Raw genomic sequence first — 15,783 nt, forward strand, 5'->3', positions numbered from 1 at the left:
CATGTCCCTGTCCAGCGTTTTCAACATTGCCGGCAGCGGCATGAGCGCCCAGACCACGCGTCTGAACACCGTGGCCTCGAACATCGCCAACGCCGAGACCGTCTCGTCGAGCATCGACCAGACCTACCGCGCCCGTCACCCGGTGTTCGCCACCATGTTCCAGGGCGGCCAGAGCGGCGGCAGCGATTCGCTGTTCCAGAACCAGGACGCGGCCGGTCAAGGCGTGCAGGTGCTCGGTGTGGTCGAAGACCAGAGCAACCTCGAAGCGCGTTACGAGCCGAATCACCCTGCGGCCGACGGCAAGGGCTACGTCTACTACCCGAACGTCAACGTGGTGGAAGAGATGGCTGACATGATTTCCGCGAGCCGTTCGTTCCAGACCAACGCCGAAATGATGAACACCGCCAAAACCATGATGCAGAAGGTGCTGACCCTCGGTCAGTAATAAGGGGCGACTGCCATGAGCGTTACCGATACCACCAGCTCCCTGAGCATGAATGACATCCTGTCGAACTCGTCGAAAAAGACCAGTTCGACCACCGATGGCATTGCTTCGGCGACCAACAGCAGCACCGGCGGGCAAGCGCTGGGCAAGGATGCGTTCCTGCAGTTGCTGGTGACCCAGCTGAAAAACCAGAACCCGCTCGACCCGCAGGACAACAGTGCATTCGTTGCCCAGCTGGCGCAGTTCAGCAGCCTCGAAGGCATCACCACGCTGAACTCCACCGTGAGTGGCCTGGCCGGCAACTACAACTCATCGCAGGCGCTGCAAGCGTCGTCGCTGGTTGGCCGTAACGTGATCGTGCAGACCAACACCGCACAGCTCGATGATCCGAGCAAAGGCCTGACTGGTTCGGTCACCGTGCCTTCGTCGATTGCCGGTGGCACCGTGACCATCACCGACAAGGACGGCAAGACCGTTCGCACCATCGATCTGGGCAGCCGCGCCGCTGGCGACGCGAGCTTCACCTGGGACGGCAAGGACACCGCTGGCACCGTGGTGCCGGTCGGTACTTACACCTTCAAGGCCAACGCACCGATCAACGGCGCCGCAACGGACCTGGCGACTTACCTGCCAGCGACCGTCAACAGCGTGACGATCAGCCAGACCGGCGGCGAGCTGATGCTCAACCTGGCCGGCAAGGGCACCGTCGCCCTGTCCAAAGTTCAAACCATTGGTATATAGAGCCGACTAACCCGGCATAAAGGAGTGGAATATGTCTTTCAATATCGGCCTTAGCGGTCTCTATGCAGCCAACAAGCAACTGGACGTGACCGGCAACAACATCGCCAACGTTGCCACCGCCGGTTTCAAATCCTCGCGCGCAGAATTCGAGGACGTGTATTCGTCGACTCGTCTGGGCAGCGGCAGCAAAGTCATCGGTAACGGCGTGCGCCTGGCCAACGTTTCCCAGCAGTTCACCCAGGGCGACATCAACAACACCGGCAACGTGTTGGACATGGGTATCAACGGTTCCGGTTTCTTCACCATGAGCAACAACGGTTCGGTGTCCTACACCCGTGCCGGTACCTTCAAGGTCGACAATGCCGGTTACATCACCAACACCGACTACACCTCGCGTTTGCAGGGTTACGGTGTGGATGCCAATGGCAAGATCATCAACGGCGTGTTGACCGATCTGAAGATCGACACCTCGAACCTGGCACCGAAGTCGACGTCGGCAGTGACTTCGAGCATCAACCTGAATTCGACTGCTGCTGTGATCGACGACACGGTGCCGGCGGGCAAGTTTGACCCTACCAACACCGCGACCTACACCAAGTCGTTCAGCACCCCGATCTATGACAGCCAGGGTAACCAGCACACCATGGATCAGTACATGGTGAAAACCGGTGCCAACACCTGGAAGGTCTACACTCTGGTCGACGGTCGTAACCCGGATGCAACCGGCAGCGATCCGAAAGTCACGGCGCCTGTGGCCTCGACGCTGTCCTTCGACGCGACCGGCAAGCTGACCCAGGTCAGCACGCCAAATCCGTTGGGTGGCCCGGCGATCATCAGCAGCGATCTTACGCTCAAAGGCTGGGTGCCAGGCACAGTGACCGATGGCGTCTGGAAGGCTAACGGTGCAGCGGCGAACCCGGCGGGTGTGACCATTTCGATGGCCAAGACTACCCAATACAACGCCGATACCTCGCGCACGATCCCGACTCAGGATGGTTACGCCACTGGCCAGATCACCAACCTGACAATCGATGGCACCGGTACTATGTTTGCCAACTTCAGCAACAACCAGAGCAAGGCGATTGGTCAGGTCGCGCTGGCCAGTTTCACCAACGAGCAGGGCTTGCAGGCGGTGGGTGGCACTAGCTGGAAAGAGACTTTCGCTTCGGGTATTCCGGGCTACGACGCACCGAAAACCGGTACGTTGGGTGAGGTGGTGTCCAACTCGCTGGAAGAGTCGAACGTTAACCTGACCAATGAGCTGGTTGATCTGATCAAGGGTCAGAGCAACTATCAGGCGAACGCCAAGACCATTTCGACTCAGAGCACGATTATGCAGACCATTATTCAGATGACCTGATTGGGTTTGTGATGGTTTTTTGGGCCCCTCGTTTTGAGGGGCTTTTTTTTTGGCCTTGGCGGCCTGTGGGCCGACCAGGCTCTTGGGTTTTGGGTGAATATCCGTTTTTGTGGGTGATGCTGCTGGCGGTTTCGCCCTTACGGCGAGTCCCTTTTTCAAACGCCAAAAAGGAACCAAAAGGCTTTGCTCCTGCGTTCGGCCCTCGCAGGCTCGGGTCCCTTCGCTCCGGGATCGATCCGGGCGCAGCGGCTACGGTTTGCTTCGCTGCACCTACTTCCGCTGTGTCTGGCTGCGCCAGACGGTCGCTGCGCTCCCACGCCCGGATCAATCCCTGCGCTCAGCCTTCCGATGTCGCTGGTTAGGCAAGATCAAGATCAAGAGCACTCGAGCTGGCGCTCATTGTTGAGTGGTTAGAAGCGGGTGGTTGGTTTGGGATTTGTGGTGTATTCGCCCCTCACCCCAGCCCTCTCCCCGAGGAGAGGGAGCCGATCGGTGTGCTTTTCAAGTGCTGGATTCAACTCGATATCCCAGTTCAGCGTATCTCCCACATCCACCACGGTCAGTCCCCTCTCCCTCCGGGAGAGGGCTAGGGTGAGGGGCTTTTGATTTTGATCCGGCTTTTGATTTTGCTCTGGCTTTTGCTCTGGCTTTTGATCTTTTGCCCCTTCGGAAGGCTGAGTGAAGGGATCGATCTGGGCGTGGGAGCGTAGCGACCGTACGACGAAGTCGTACACAGCGGAAGTAGGTGCAGCGAAGCAAACCGTAGCCGCTGCGCCCGGAGCGATTCCGTAACGAAGGAACCCCGAGCTCCAGCGAGGGGCCGAACGCCGGGGCAAAGCCTTTTGCTTACTTTTCGGCGTCTGGAAAAGTCAGTCGCTGTAAGAGCGAAACCGCCAGCGGCAGCCCCCGCAGCAACGGATATGCCCCCAATCTTCCAATCTCCAATCCCCACCCCCCAAAAAAGAAAACCCCGACAAACCAGAAGTCTGTCGGGGGTTTTTCTTTTTTCTGGAAGTCTCAGGCGTCTCGCAACGCCCGAGTCAGCTCAGCTTATTGGCAAGCTTCGCAATCCGGCTCGTCAATCGCGCAGGCCTTTGGCACGGGTGCCGGACCGGCTGGAGCGGCCAGGACCGAATCATCACCATGGTTGCCGCCGCTGGAGACAGCGTTCAGCTTGCCGGTGTTGATGGTCGACTTCTCGGTGCTGGTCGCGGCCAGGGCACGGAGGTAGTAGGTGGTTTTCAGACCACGGTACCAGGCCATGCGGTAGGTCACGTCGAGCTTCTTGCCCGAGGCGCCGGCGATGTACAGGTTCAGCGACTGGGCCTGGTCGATCCACTTCTGACGACGGCTGGCGGCGTCAACGATCCACTTGGTGTCCACTTCGAACGCGGTCGCGTAGAGCTCTTTGAGTTCTTGCGGGATGCGTTCGATCTGCTGAACCGAACCGTCGTAGTACTTCAGGTCGTTGATCATGACCGAGTCCCACAGGCCGCGCGCTTTCAGGTCGCGAACCAGGTACGGGTTGATCACGGTGAATTCGCCCGACAGGTTCGATTTCACATAGAGGTTCTGGTAGGTCGGTTCGATCGACTGCGATACGCCGGTGATGTTGGCGATGGTTGCGGTCGGTGCGATGGCCATGATGTTCGAGTTACGGATGCCTTTCTGTACACGGGCGCGAACCGGTGCCCAGTCGAGGCTTTCGTTCAAGTCGACATCGATGTACTTCTGGCCGCGCTGTTCGATCAGGATCTGTTGCGAATCCAGCGGCAGGATGCCCTTGGACCACAGCGAACCGTTGAACGTCTCGTACGCACCGCGCTCGTCGGCCAGGTCGCAGGAGGCCTGGATCGCGTAGTAGCTGACCGCTTCCATCGACTTGTCGGCGAACTCGACAGCCGCGTCGGAACCGTAAGGGATGTGCTGCAGGTACAAAGCGTCCTGGAAGCCCATGATGCCCAGACCGACCGGACGGTGGCGGAAGTTGGAGTTCTTCGCTTGCGGCACCGAGTAGTAGTTGATGTCGATCACGTTATCGAGCATGCGCACGGCGGTGTTGACGGTGCGTTGCAGCTTGGCGGTATCGAGCTTGCCGTCGACGATGTGGTTCGGCAGGTTGATCGAGCCCAGGTTGCAGACGGCGATCTCGTCCTTGTTGGTGTTCAAGGTGATCTCGGTGCACAGGTTCGAGCTGTGGACCACGCCGACGTGCTGCTGCGGGCTACGCAGGTTGCACGGGTCTTTGAAGGTCAGCCATGGGTGGCCGGTTTCAAACAGCATGGACAGCATCTTGCGCCACAGGTCTTTGGCCTGGATGGTCTTGAACAGTTTGACCTTGCCTGGGTATTCGGTCAGCGCTTCGTAGTACTCGTAACGCTCTTCGAAGGCTTTACCGGTCAGGTCGTGCAGGTCCGGAACTTCGGATGGCGAGAACAGGGTCCACTTGCCGTCATCGAAGACGCGCTTCATGAACAGGTCAGGGATCCAGTTGGCGGTGTTCATGTCATGGGTACGACGACGATCGTCACCGGTGTTCTTGCGCAGCTCGATGAACTCTTCGATGTCCATGTGCCAGGTTTCCAGGTAGGCACACACAGCGCCTTTGCGCTTGCCACCCTGGTTCACGGCCACAGCGGTGTCGTTCACTACTTTGAGGAACGGCACCACGCCTTGCGACTTGCCGTTGGTGCCCTTGATGTACGAGCCCAGCGCACGCACAGGGGTCCAGTCGTTGCCCAGGCCACCGGCGAATTTCGACAGCATGGCGTTGTCGTGGATCGCGTGGTAAATGCCCGACAGGTCATCCGGCACGGTGGTCAGGTAGCAGCTCGACAGCTGTGGACGCAGGGTGCCGGCGTTGAACAGGGTCGGGGTCGAAGCCATGTAGTCGAACGAGGACAGCAGGTTGTAGAACTCGATCGCACGGTCTTCTTTCTGCTTCTCTTCGATCGCAAGACCCATGGCCACGCGCATGAAGAAGATCTGCGGCAGTTCGAAACGCACGCCATCCTTGTGGATGAAGTAACGGTCGTACAGGGTTTGCAGGCCCAGGTAGGTGAATTGCTGATCGCGCTCGTGGTTGATCGCCTTGCCCAGTTTTTCCAGGTCGAAGGAGGCCAGCACAGGGTTCAGCAGTTCGAACTCGATACCTTTGGCGATGTAGGCCGGCAGTGCCTTGGCGTACAGGTCAGCCATTTCGTGGTGAGTGGCGCTTTCGGCGACACCGAGGAAACCCAGGCCTTCGGCGCGCAGGGTGTCCATCAGCAGGCGGGCGGTGACGAACGAGTAGTTCGGCTCACGCTCGACCAGGGTACGCGCAGTCATGACCAGTGCGGTGTTGACGTCGGTCAGGGCCACGCCGTCGTAGAGGTTTTTCAGGGTTTCGCGCTGGATCAGGTCGCCGTCGACTTCTTCCAGGCCTTCGCAGGCTTCGGTGACGATGGTGTTCAGGCGGCCCATGTCCAGCGGCGCCAGGCTACCGTCGGTGCGGGTGATGCGGATCGACGGGTGTGCGTTGACGGCGGCTTCGGCCGGCGCGTGGGCAGCGCGTTCTTTCGAACGACCGTCGCGGTAGATCACGTAGTCACGGGCCACTTTCTGCTCGCCGGCACGCATCAGGGCCAGTTCGACCTGGTCCTGGATTTCTTCGATGTGGATGGTGCCGCCCGACGGCATGCGACGCTTGAAGGTCGCGGTGACCTGTTCGGTCAGGCGGGCCACGGTGTCATGGATTCGCGACGAAGCGGCAGCGGTGCCGCCCTCAACTGCGAGAAACGCTTTGGTGATAGCGACGGTGATCTTGTCATCAGTGTAAGGAACGACAGTGCCATTACGCTTGATCACGCGCAGCTGGCCAGGCGCGGTAGCTGCCAGATCCGAAGTCGAATCGGCGGCCTGCGGCAAGGTGCCCTGCGGGTTCTCGCGAGTTGTGTCGGTTTGCATGGGGGGTGGTCTCCACATTCTCTATGTTTGTTTGGCACCGTCATGGTGCTCACCGTTCTGTACCGAAGCACTGCAACCGACTTGCGTCGGCAATTACCACTTCGGAACAGACGAAAAAGGCTGCAACGCCGCGTCCCTGCCGAAGTTCTGGTTGCGGGCCAATGCCCGAAACCGGATTCCCTCCCGGGTGACAGTAATGACTGCAACACCCATACCGTTTTGTCCGCTTCGGACTAAAAAAACGGTGCCATCCGCAAGCGCGGTTTGGGCTTCGAAAAACTTGCTTCGTTCCACCTGAAACTCGCAATAAAGCGCTTGAGTTTCAGGTCTGAAATGTGGTTGGGCGCTTCAGGCAAAAACCCTACATGTAGGGTCTCTGTTTTCGCCGTGCTACAAGATAATGCGTTTTGAGGGGGCTTGCAACGTACTGGCTGTGGATAAGCCTGTGCGTAAATTGTGTAAGAAACAGGGAAAACGCGTGTAGGCCGCGAACCGGCTGAGCCAGACCGTTTGTCACTGTTTTTTTGCCCGGAAAAAACGCTTCAGCGGTTTTTTAAGGGCGCGAACCCTACCATAGTTTTTCGCCTGGTCCGAACGCATTTACCGACTTGTTTTCCGGGTGAGCGGCGTTTATACAATCGCTGGCGGCGTGGGCATTCTTATCCTCCTTGAACATGACAAAAAGACGGGAGGATGGCGAAAGTCCTGCAGGTCCCGTGTTGGTCAGCAGATCCTCCATTATCAATAACAACAGCAAGCAGAGGTCACCGGTGGAGCAACAAGCCTTTCAGGTATTGATCGTCGAGGATGACCAGCGTCTGGCCGAGCTGACGCGTGACTACCTGCAAGCCAATGGATTGCGCGTGGATATCGAAGGCAATGGCGCGCTGGCGGCGGCACGGATCATCAAGGAACAGCCGGACCTGGTCATCCTTGACCTGATGCTGCCCGGCGAAGACGGTCTGAGCATCTGTCGCAAGGTACGCACTCAGTTCGACGGGCCGATCCTGATGCTCACCGCGCGAACCGACGACGCCGACCAGATTCAGGGACTGGACCTCGGGGCCGACGATTACGTGTGCAAGCCGGTGCGCCCGCGCCTGTTGCTGGCGCGGATCCAGGCGTTGCTGCGGCGCAGTGACAGCGCGGAACCGGCCGCGGAGAAATCCCGTCGTCTGCAATTCGGGCCGTTGGTGGTCGATAACGCCTTGCGCGAAGCCTGGCTGAATGACATTGGCATCGAACTGACCAGCGCCGAATTCGACCTGCTCTGGCTTTTGGTCGCCAACGCCGGGCGCATCTTGTCCCGCGAAGAAATCTTCACCGCGTTGCGCGGTATCGGCTATGACGGCCAGGACCGCTCGATCGATGTACGCATTTCGCGGATCCGCCCGAAAATTGGCGACGACCCCGACCATCCGCGCCTGATCAAGACCATTCGCAGCAAAGGCTATCTGTTCGTTCCCGAAGCCTGCATAGACCTTTCGTTGTGAACTCGATATTCCTGCGCATCTATGGCGGCATGTGCGCCGCGCTGATTCTGGTCGCTGTGCTCGGCGTGCTGGCGCTGCACTTGCTCAATCAGGTGCGCAGCGAGCAATACCGTGAACGCCTGGCCCACGGCACATTTTCGCTGATGGCCGACAATCTGCAGCCGATGAACGAAACCGAGCGCCATCGCGCACTGCTGGTGTGGGAGCGTTTGCTCGGCATCCCGCTGGCGCTGAAGAAATTTACCGAAACGGACCTCGATCTGACCCAGCGCACCCGAGTGCAGCGCGGGCAGGCGCTGGTCGAACAAACCGGCCCGCACGCGGCCAAAGTCTATCGGCTGGTTAGCGACAAGGAACAACTGGTGCTCACCGGTGAAGTGCAGCAGATCAGTGAGCAACTGGCGCGGGCGACGATTTATCTCCTGGCCGACGAACTGGTGCGCGTACCGGTTGCCGAGCAGCCGAAACGCCTGGCGCAGATAAAGGAAGAGAAGGGCTTTGGATTCGACCTGCGTCTGGTCACGGTGAACGACGCTGACATGGACGAGGACCAGAGTCGGCGGGTCTCGGAGGGCGACACGGTGATGGCGCTGGGCAAGGGCGGCGACTCGATCCGCGTGTTTGCCGGCATGGTCGGCACGCCGTGGGTGCTGGAAATCGGCCCGCTGTATCAAATGAACCCGTACCCGCCGGAATGGCTGGTGCTGATCGCCGCGCTGGGCCTGACCCTGATCGGGCTGATCGTTTATCTGCTGGTGCGGCAGCTCGAGCGGCGCTTGCGTGGCCTTGAAGCCGCAGCCACGCGCATCGCCAAGGGCAGCCTCGAAACCCGGGTGCCGGCGCGCGGTGCCGACTCGGTCGGGCGGCTGGCCGCGGCGTTCAATGGCATGGCCGAGCACTTGCAGCAATTGCTGGCGATCCAGCGCGAACTGGTGCGCGCGGTGTCCCACGAATTGCGCACGCCGGTGGCACGTTTGCGTTTCGGTCTGGAGATGATCGGCTCGGCAACCACGCCGCAAGCCCTGGAAAAATACCGGGAGGGCATGGACCACGACATCGAGGACCTCGATAAGCTGGTCGATGAAATGCTCACCTATGCACGCCTGGAGCAGGGTTCGCCGGCGTTGACCTTCCAGCGTGTCGACCTCGATGCGTTGGTCAATCAAGTGATCGCAGAGCTGGCGCCCCTGCGCGCCGAAGTCACCGTGCAGCGCGGTTTGTGCCTGTCCGCCGCCGATAATGACGATGCCTGGGTCGAGGCTGAGCCGCGTTATCTGCACCGTGCGTTGCAGAATCTGGTGAGCAACGCCATGCGCCATGCGCGCGGTAACGTGACGGTGAGTTATCAGGTCGGGCAATTACGCTGCCGGGTCGATGTCGAGGATGACGGCCCGGGTGTGCCGGAAGTGGCCTGGGAGCGAATCTTCACGCCGTTCCTGCGTCTGGATGACAGCCGCACGCGAGCTTCGGGCGGGCATGGTCTGGGGTTGTCGATCGTGCGCCGGATCATTCACTGGCACGACGGCCGAGCGATCATCGGCAAGAGCAAGAGCCTGGGTGGGGCGTGTTTCAGTTTGAGCTGGCCGAGGAATCAGGAACGGCGGTAGGTTGTGTGGTGGCAGTACCGGCCTCATCGCTGGCAAGCCAGCTCCCACAGGTTTCGCGGGTGTACATGGATTCTGTGTTTACCGGGAATACTGTGGGAGCTGGCTTGCCAGCGATGAGGACCCTGCAGGCAATGCAAAACTTCAGGCCTGAATGCTCACCAGACTCAACAACTGCCCATCCTGCACGCCGAACTGCGCCTCCAGCTCCGATCCGTTGCGCCACTCGCTCGACAAATCCGTCAGCAAGCGCAACCTCACCGCGCCTGCCTCGGTCCATTCCAGCACTTCGGCATGCTCGAAGTAAAAGCGCTGCTTCACGATCGGGTAGAGCGCCTTGAACAAACTTTCCTTGACCGAAAACGTCAGCGTCACCCACAGCGCCCGTAGCTCCTTCGAACCGGCAGCCATGCGCTGCATTTCCGCCGGCGTGAGAATTTCCCCGGCCAGACGCGCGGCGCGGTCATCGCTCAGCAGGTTTTCCAGGTCCATGCCCAAGCCGCGCCAGTGCTGCTTGTTGGCGACGATCGCGGCGGCGCGACCGCTGCTGTGGGTGATCGAGCCGCAGATAGGCGCCGGCCACACCGGTGCGCGATCTTCGCCGATCGCCGGAGCCGCGCCGTTGCCCTGCAATTGTTGCAACGCCGCGCGGGCGCAAATTCGCCCCGCGAGAAACTCGGCCTGACGCTTGGCTACCGAGCGCTGAATGCTTGGCGGCGCCACGATCGCGCTGCGCTGAAAATCATCAGCCAGCAATTGGGCCGGATCGAATTGCGTGCTGATCAGCACGGTGTCGGGCAACACGATCGGCAACGGCCAATGGCTGTCGAGCGCGGTGCAGCAGGCGGGGAGGGTGGGGGCTAGGTTCATGGCGGGCATTTTGCCGGTTAGTCGGGGCAAGGTCGAGAACGGCGGTGCGGCCTTCGCGAGCAGGCTCGCTCCCAACCGCCGCACAGATCGTTCCCACGCAGAGCGTGGGAACGATCGGGGTAGACGCTATCAGCTGAAGATCGACTTGAAAAACGCCTGCATGTCCGCCCAGGACTTTTCATCCGCGGCCTTGTTGTAACCAATATCCGGGCCGCCATGCTCACCATGACTCAGGCGATCCGCATCGGGATTGCTGAAACCATGCTTGGCGCCATCAAGGCTGACAAACTTGTAGTCGGCCCCAGCCTTGTCCATTTCCGCCTTGAACGCAGTGACGTTGTCGGCGGTGACCATGCTGTCCAGCGCGCCGTGCTCGACCAGAATCTTCGCCTTGACGCTGCCGGGCGTAGCCGGGGTCTTGGTGGCCAGCGCGCCATGGAAACTCACCACACCCGCCAGCGGCACGCCTTGACGCGCCGCATTCAGCACCACAGCGCCGCCGAAGCAGTAACCGATCGCGGCGATTTTATCCGCGTCGGTCTGTGCTTGTTTCTTCAGTAAATTCAGCCCGGCCTCGAAGCGCTTGCTGGCCGCCGCCGCATCCTGAGTCGCCGCCTGCATGAACGCCATCGCGTCTTTCGGGTGTTCGGTGTTTTTGCCGTCGCCGTACATATCGATCGCCATCGCGCTGTAGCCCAGCGCGGCGAGATCACGGGCACGGCGCTTGGCGTAATCGTTCAGCCCCCACCACTCGTGAACCACGACGACACCGGGACGCTTGCCTTTGATGGCGTCGTCATAGGCGTAGTAACCGATCAGTTTTGTACCGTCGGCGCTCTGGTAGGGAATTTCTTCGGTCTTGATCGCCGCCTGGGTGAGGCTGCTGACGGCCAGCAAGGTGAGGGCAAGGAACAAACGCATGATCGGGTCTCCTTCGCGAAAGTGGTCAGAACAGCCTAGTCGATTTGATTCAGGTCAGGTTCAGAGACGGTTCAGGGCCGGTACAGGGGGCGCTCAGTAATCTTGCGCCATACCCCAACAGCACTGTGCAAGAGGAAACTACCCATGACTCGTTTGAACAAACTGTTGCTGGCTTTGAGCGTCATGAGCGCCAGTATCGCGGCCCAGGCCGACACGTCTTCGAACTTCGCCGGCCTGACCTTCGGCCAGACCAGTGACAAGATCGACAAGTCCCGCTCCTTGAACAACAACCTCGACCATCCGAACGCCACCGGTGCCATCGACGGTAACAATACCTACGGCGTGCGCCTCGGTCAGCAAAACAGCCAGGGCCGCTACTACGCCACTTACGACAACGTGTCGGGCTCGCACAATGGCATTAAACTGCGCCAGGAAAACTTGCTGGGCAGTTACGATCTGTTCTACCCGGTGGGCGGCAGCACCAAATTGTTTGGTGGCGCCACCGCAGGCTTGACCAAGCTGACCCAGGATTCACCAGGCTACAGCCGCGACAGTGACATCGGCTACGCCGTCGGCGGTCAGCTCGGTGTGTTGCAGCAAGTCTCGCAGAACACCTCGGTCGAACTCGGTTACCGTTACCTGCGCAGCAACGCCAGCACCGAGATGAAAGAAAGCGGCGGCAGCAAGCAGGGCTCGCTGGACTTGACCAGCAGCGCGCAGACTTATCTGTCGGCCAACTATTATTTCTAAGTCGGTCGCCTCGGTACCTGTGGGAGCCAGCCTGCTGGCGATAGCGCCCTGACATTCGACGATATTTGTCGGCTGCCAAATTGCAATCGCCAGCAGGCCGGCTGCCACAGGGGTTGTCTGGAGATTTTTGAATTGCCTGGGAGAGCTTTATGAAACTGTTGGTCGTCGAAGATGAAGCGCTGTTGCGCCATCATCTGCAAACCCGCCTCACCGAGAGCGGTCATGTGGTCGAATCCGTGGCCAATGCCGAGGAGGCGCTGTACCAGACCGGACAGTTCAACTTCGACCTGGCGGTGATCGACCTTGGCCTGCCGGGCATGGGTGGGCTCGACCTGATCCGCCAGTTGCGCTCGGGCGGCAAGTCCTTCCCGATCCTCATTCTCACGGCGCGCGGCAACTGGCAGGACAAGGTCGAAGGCCTCGCTGCGGGCGCCGATGATTACGTGGTCAAGCCGTTCCAGTTCGAAGAACTCGACGCACGCCTGAATGCCTTGCTGCGCCGCTCCAGTGGTTTCACTCAGTCGACCATTGTTGCCGGGCCGCTGCTGCTCGACCTCAATCGCAAGCAGGCCAGCCTCGACGAGCAGCCGCTGGCGCTGACAGCCTACGAGTACCGCATTCTCGAATACCTGATGCGCCACCACCAGCAGGTGGTGCCCAAGGATCGCCTGATGGAACAACTCTACCCGGACGACGACGAGCGCGATCCGAACGTGATCGAAGTGCTGGTCGGCCGTCTGCGCCGCAAGCTTGAGGGACCGGCCGGGTTCAAGCCAATCGATACCGTGCGCGGCCTCGGCTACTTGTTCAATGAGCGCTGCACTTGATCCGTTCCCTTCGCGTTCGTTTGATGCTCGCCGCCACCACGTTGGCGGTGTTGTTCATGCTCGCCTTGCTCCCGGCCATGCAAGGCGCGTTCAGCCTGGCCTTGCAGGATTCGATCGAGCAGCGCCTGGCCTCGGACGTGACCACGCTGATTTCCGCCGCGCGCATTGAAAACGGTCGGCTGGTCATGCCGACGCAGTTGCCGGACGAGCGTTTCAACCTCACGGACTTCCGCTTGCTTGGCTACATCTATGATCGCGAAGGCCGTCTGGTCTGGCGTTCGAAGGCCACTCAGGAAGAACAGATCAACTACAAGCCGCGCTATGACGGTCTCGGCAATGAGTTCGCGCGCATTCGCGAAAGCAACGGCCAGGAGTTCTTCGTTTACGACGTGGAGGTGAAATTGCTCGGCGGCAAAAGCGCCGCGTTCAGCATCGTCGCCCTGCAACCGGTGCGTGAATACGAAACCACCCTCGAAGGCTTGCGCGAAAATCTTTATCTGGGCTTCGGCGCGGCACTCCTGGTGTTGCTGGCGCTGTTGTGGATCGGCCTGACCTGGGGCCTCAAGGCCTTGCGCCGCCTCAGCCAGGAGCTCGATGAAATCGAGGGCGGCACTCGCGAAAGCCTGACCGAAAAACACCCGCGCGAACTGCTGCGCCTGACCGGCTCGCTCAACCGCTTGCTGCTCAGCGAACGTCAGCAGCGCAGCCGCTACCGCGATTCCCTCGACGATCTCGCTCACAGCCTGAAAACCCCGCTGGCGGTACTGCAAGGGGTCAGCGAAGACATGGCCCAGCGTCCTCAAGAACGCGATCAAGCGTGGGTGCTGCAAAGTCAGATCGAACGCATGAGCCAGCAGATCAGCTATCAACTGCAACGGGCGAGCCTGCGCAAAAGCGGTCTGGTGCGCCATCAGGTCAAGCTGCGACCGGTGCTCAAAAGCCTGTGCGACACGCTGGACAAGGTCTATCGCGACAAGCAGGTGCGCGTGGTTTTCGATCTGCCTGAACATTGTTACGTGCCGATCGAGCAGGGCGCCTTGCTGGAAATGCTCGGCAACCTGCTGGAGAATGCCTACCGGCTGTGCCTGGGCGAAGTGCGCATCAGCGTGCGCGAGTCGCTGGCCGGGGTCGAGCTATGCGTCGAGGACGACGGCCCCGGTGTGCCGTCGGATCAGCGCGCGCGGATACTCGAACGCGGCGAACGGCTGGATGCACAACATCCGGGGCAGGGCATCGGGCTGGCGGTGGTCAAGGACATCATCGAAAGCTACAACGCCCGACTGGCACTGGGCGACTCACCGTTGGGCGGGGCGGCGTTCAGGATTCATTTTCCGGCGGTGTGAATGGCGCTTGCCCTCACCCTAACCCTCTCCCAGAGGTAGAGGGGACTGACCGAAGTGGTTTGCGAAAAATTGTCGACCTGGGCGATGGCAGCGCATTCGGATTCAATCCCCAATCAGTCCCCTCTCCCTCTGGGAGAGGGCTAGGGTGAGGGGCCTTTGATCCTGCTACCTACAACTCCCGCGCCCGATAAGCCCCCGGTGTCAACCCGGTCCACTTCTTGAACGCCCGGTGAAACGCCGAGGGCTCAGAGAAACCCAACTGCTCGGCAATCTGCTGCAACGACAGATCCGCGCGCCCCAGATGATAGATGGCGATATCCCGCCGCAGTTGATCCTTGAGCTCCTGAAAACTCGTGCCTTCCTCGCGTAAATGCCGGCGCAGGGTCTGCGGGCTGATGTGCAGGTGTGCCGCAACCGCTTCCAGGTCCGGCCAGTGACTGCTGTCGCGGCTGAGCAAGCGGCGCAGGCGACTGCTCAGGCTGTCGCCGTCGTCCGGGCGTGAGAGCAGGTCCGCCGGTGAGCGTTCGAGGAAATGCTTGAGCGTGCGCTCGTCCTGCAACAACGGCATCGACAGGTAGCGGCTGTGAAACAGCAGGCTGCTGTGCTCGGCGCCGAAGCTCAGCGGGCACGGAAACAGCAAGTCATATTCAGCGCCATGGTCGGGGCGCGGGTAGCTGAAGGTCGCCTGCTCGAGGCGGATCCGCTGGCCGATCAGCCAACTGCCAAGGCGATGCCAGATCACCAGCAGGCTTTCAGTGAGAAAGTGATCGGGGTCCCACAACCGCGAATCGTCGAGACTCAAACGCACCCATTCATCTTCGCGGCTGAGGGTCAGCCGTGGCGCGTCGGGGAACAGGCTGTAAAACAGCAGGCCGCGCTGCAGCGCCTTCTCTAGGTTGCGGCAGTGGATCGAGGCATGGCACATCATGGCGAAACTGCCGGGCTTGCTCGGTGCGTTGCCCAATCCCAGGTATTCGTCGTCCAGCGCCAGCCACAGGCCCTGGATCAAACGGGCGAATTGTTCCGGTGCGAGGCGCGCACGTGGCTCTTCAAGCAGTTCCGGGCTGATCCCCAACTGCTCGAGCAGGCCTGAATAATCAAAGCCTTGCCGGCGCGCGCCGCCGAGGGCGGCACGGGCGAAATGACTGGCGATGGTGCGTTCACGCATAAGCGGCAGGTCCTGTTCAGGCGACCGATGGTAGCGGCGAGGCCAGTGGGCAACAAGGCGGATTTCCGCCAAATTGCAGGACGAGGGCGGGCCAGTTGGCGGAAATCCGCCATGCGCAGGTCACCGCGCGGTGACACAAAAATGTGGCTGAGCCCTGATATCAAAAGGCTGGCTGCCCATCGCACCAATCTGGCACGGCGTTTGCGATACAAGCGACAGAAGCGTGCATTTATCCCGTGGGAAAACGCCGCTCCAACAACAAATCCCTCCAGTGCAGGAGGGTTCGCAATTAAGGTTTCGCGGCCAACAGATGGAT

The 15,783-nt window shown here is 60.5% G+C and carries 12 protein-coding genes; 8 read left to right on the plus strand and 4 right to left on the minus strand.

The window, feature by feature from the left end:
• The first annotated feature begins 1 nt into the window (after window position 1).
• The 3 genes from flgC to flgE are packed head-to-tail and all read left to right on the plus strand — an operon-like array spanning window position 2 to window position 2,546.
• Complete coding sequence (flgC, locus tag BLU24_RS08680; RefSeq protein ID WP_007899122.1) at window positions 2–445, plus strand: flagellar basal body rod protein FlgC; 444 nt, start codon at window positions 2–4, stop codon at window positions 443–445.
• Window positions 446–460: 15 nt separating this feature from the next.
• Window positions 461–1,186, plus strand: coding sequence for a flagellar hook assembly protein FlgD (flgD, locus tag BLU24_RS08685; RefSeq protein WP_093099245.1), 726 nt, complete (start codon window positions 461–463; stop codon window positions 1,184–1,186).
• Between the two features lie 31 nt (window positions 1,187–1,217).
• Complete coding sequence (gene flgE / locus BLU24_RS08690) at window positions 1,218–2,546, plus strand: flagellar hook protein FlgE (protein WP_090285355.1); 1,329 nt, start codon at window positions 1,218–1,220, stop codon at window positions 2,544–2,546.
• A gap of 1,050 nt (window positions 2,547–3,596) precedes the next feature.
• Here flgE and BLU24_RS08700 read toward each other — a convergent pair.
• The gene (locus BLU24_RS08700; protein WP_093099251.1) at window positions 3,597–6,491 is read right to left on the minus strand and encodes a ribonucleoside-diphosphate reductase subunit alpha; all 2,895 of its coding nucleotides are present in this window, start codon (window positions 6,489–6,491) and stop codon (window positions 3,597–3,599) included.
• Window positions 6,492–7,261: 770 nt separating this feature from the next.
• Between BLU24_RS08700 and BLU24_RS08705 the strand changes: the two genes are divergently transcribed.
• Window positions 7,262–7,984: a response regulator gene (locus tag BLU24_RS08705; protein WP_093099254.1), complete on the plus strand. Its 723-nt coding sequence runs from the start codon at window positions 7,262–7,264 to the stop codon at window positions 7,982–7,984.
• Window positions 7,981–9,591, plus strand: coding sequence for an ATP-binding protein (locus tag BLU24_RS08710; RefSeq protein ID WP_093099257.1), 1,611 nt, complete (start codon window positions 7,981–7,983; stop codon window positions 9,589–9,591). Before BLU24_RS08705 ends, BLU24_RS08710 begins: the two co-directional genes overlap by 4 nt.
• Before the next feature lie 141 nt (window positions 9,592–9,732).
• On the opposite strand, the gene BLU24_RS08715 is transcribed toward BLU24_RS08710, so the two are convergent.
• Window positions 9,733–10,458: a 4'-phosphopantetheinyl transferase family protein gene (locus tag BLU24_RS08715; RefSeq protein ID WP_093099260.1), complete on the minus strand. Its 726-nt coding sequence runs from the start codon at window positions 10,456–10,458 to the stop codon at window positions 9,733–9,735.
• Window positions 10,459–10,587: 129 nt separating this feature from the next.
• Window positions 10,588–11,379, minus strand: a complete 792-nt coding sequence (locus BLU24_RS08720) for a dienelactone hydrolase family protein (RefSeq protein WP_093099263.1) — start codon at window positions 11,377–11,379, stop codon at window positions 10,588–10,590.
• Between the two features lie 144 nt (window positions 11,380–11,523).
• Here BLU24_RS08720 and BLU24_RS08725 point away from each other — a divergent pair, with 144 nt between their 5' ends.
• The 3 genes from BLU24_RS08725 to BLU24_RS08735 all read left to right on the plus strand — a co-directional run bounded on the left by BLU24_RS08725 (window position 11,524) and on the right by BLU24_RS08735 (window position 14,299).
• Window positions 11,524–12,129, plus strand: coding sequence for an outer membrane beta-barrel protein (locus BLU24_RS08725; RefSeq protein ID WP_090285344.1), 606 nt, complete (start codon window positions 11,524–11,526; stop codon window positions 12,127–12,129).
• A 149-nt stretch (window positions 12,130–12,278) separates the two neighbouring features.
• Window positions 12,279–12,956 (plus strand): response regulator transcription factor, encoded by a 678-nt coding sequence (locus tag BLU24_RS08730; protein ID WP_093099267.1) that lies wholly within the window; start codon window positions 12,279–12,281, stop codon window positions 12,954–12,956.
• Window positions 12,953–14,299 carry an ATP-binding protein gene (locus tag BLU24_RS08735; RefSeq protein ID WP_093099270.1) on the plus strand — a complete coding sequence of 449 codons (1,347 nt, stop codon included), beginning with the start codon at window positions 12,953–12,955 and terminating at the stop codon, window positions 14,297–14,299. Before BLU24_RS08730 ends, BLU24_RS08735 begins: the two co-directional genes overlap by 4 nt.
• 169 nt (window positions 14,300–14,468) lie before the next feature.
• Here BLU24_RS08735 and BLU24_RS08740 read toward each other — a convergent pair whose 3' ends face one another.
• A complete protein-coding gene (locus BLU24_RS08740; protein ID WP_093099274.1) occupies window positions 14,469–15,467 on the minus strand; it encodes an AraC family transcriptional regulator in 999 nt (332 codons plus the stop codon).
• Window positions 15,468–15,783 lie beyond the last annotated feature (316 nt).

The organism is Pseudomonas sp. Z003-0.4C(8344-21), from assembly GCF_900104975.1.
Taxonomy (GTDB): domain Bacteria; phylum Pseudomonadota; class Gammaproteobacteria; order Pseudomonadales; family Pseudomonadaceae; genus Aquipseudomonas; species Aquipseudomonas granadensis.

Excerpts from the sequence above, each read along its gene's own strand:
- flgC (WP_007899122.1), top strand. The coding sequence starts at position 2 with ATGTCCCTGTCCAGCGTTTTCAACATTGCCGGCAGCGGCATGAGCGCC.
- flgD (WP_093099245.1), top strand. The coding sequence starts at position 461 with ATGAGCGTTACCGATACCACCAGCTCCCTGAGCATGAATGACATCCTG.
- BLU24_RS08720 (WP_093099263.1), bottom strand. The coding sequence starts at position 11,379 with ATGCGTTTGTTCCTTGCCCTCACCTTGCTGGCCGTCAGCAGCCTCACC.
- BLU24_RS08730 (WP_093099267.1), top strand. The coding sequence starts at position 12,279 with ATGAAACTGTTGGTCGTCGAAGATGAAGCGCTGTTGCGCCATCATCTG.
- BLU24_RS08715 (WP_093099260.1), bottom strand. The coding sequence starts at position 10,458 with ATGAACCTAGCCCCCACCCTCCCCGCCTGCTGCACCGCGCTCGACAGC.
- BLU24_RS08740 (WP_093099274.1), bottom strand. The coding sequence starts at position 15,467 with ATGCGTGAACGCACCATCGCCAGTCATTTCGCCCGTGCCGCCCTCGGC.
- flgE (WP_090285355.1), top strand. The coding sequence starts at position 1,218 with ATGTCTTTCAATATCGGCCTTAGCGGTCTCTATGCAGCCAACAAGCAA.
- BLU24_RS08725 (WP_090285344.1), top strand. The coding sequence starts at position 11,524 with ATGACTCGTTTGAACAAACTGTTGCTGGCTTTGAGCGTCATGAGCGCC.
- BLU24_RS08700 (WP_093099251.1), bottom strand. The coding sequence starts at position 6,491 with ATGCAAACCGACACAACTCGCGAGAACCCGCAGGGCACCTTGCCGCAG.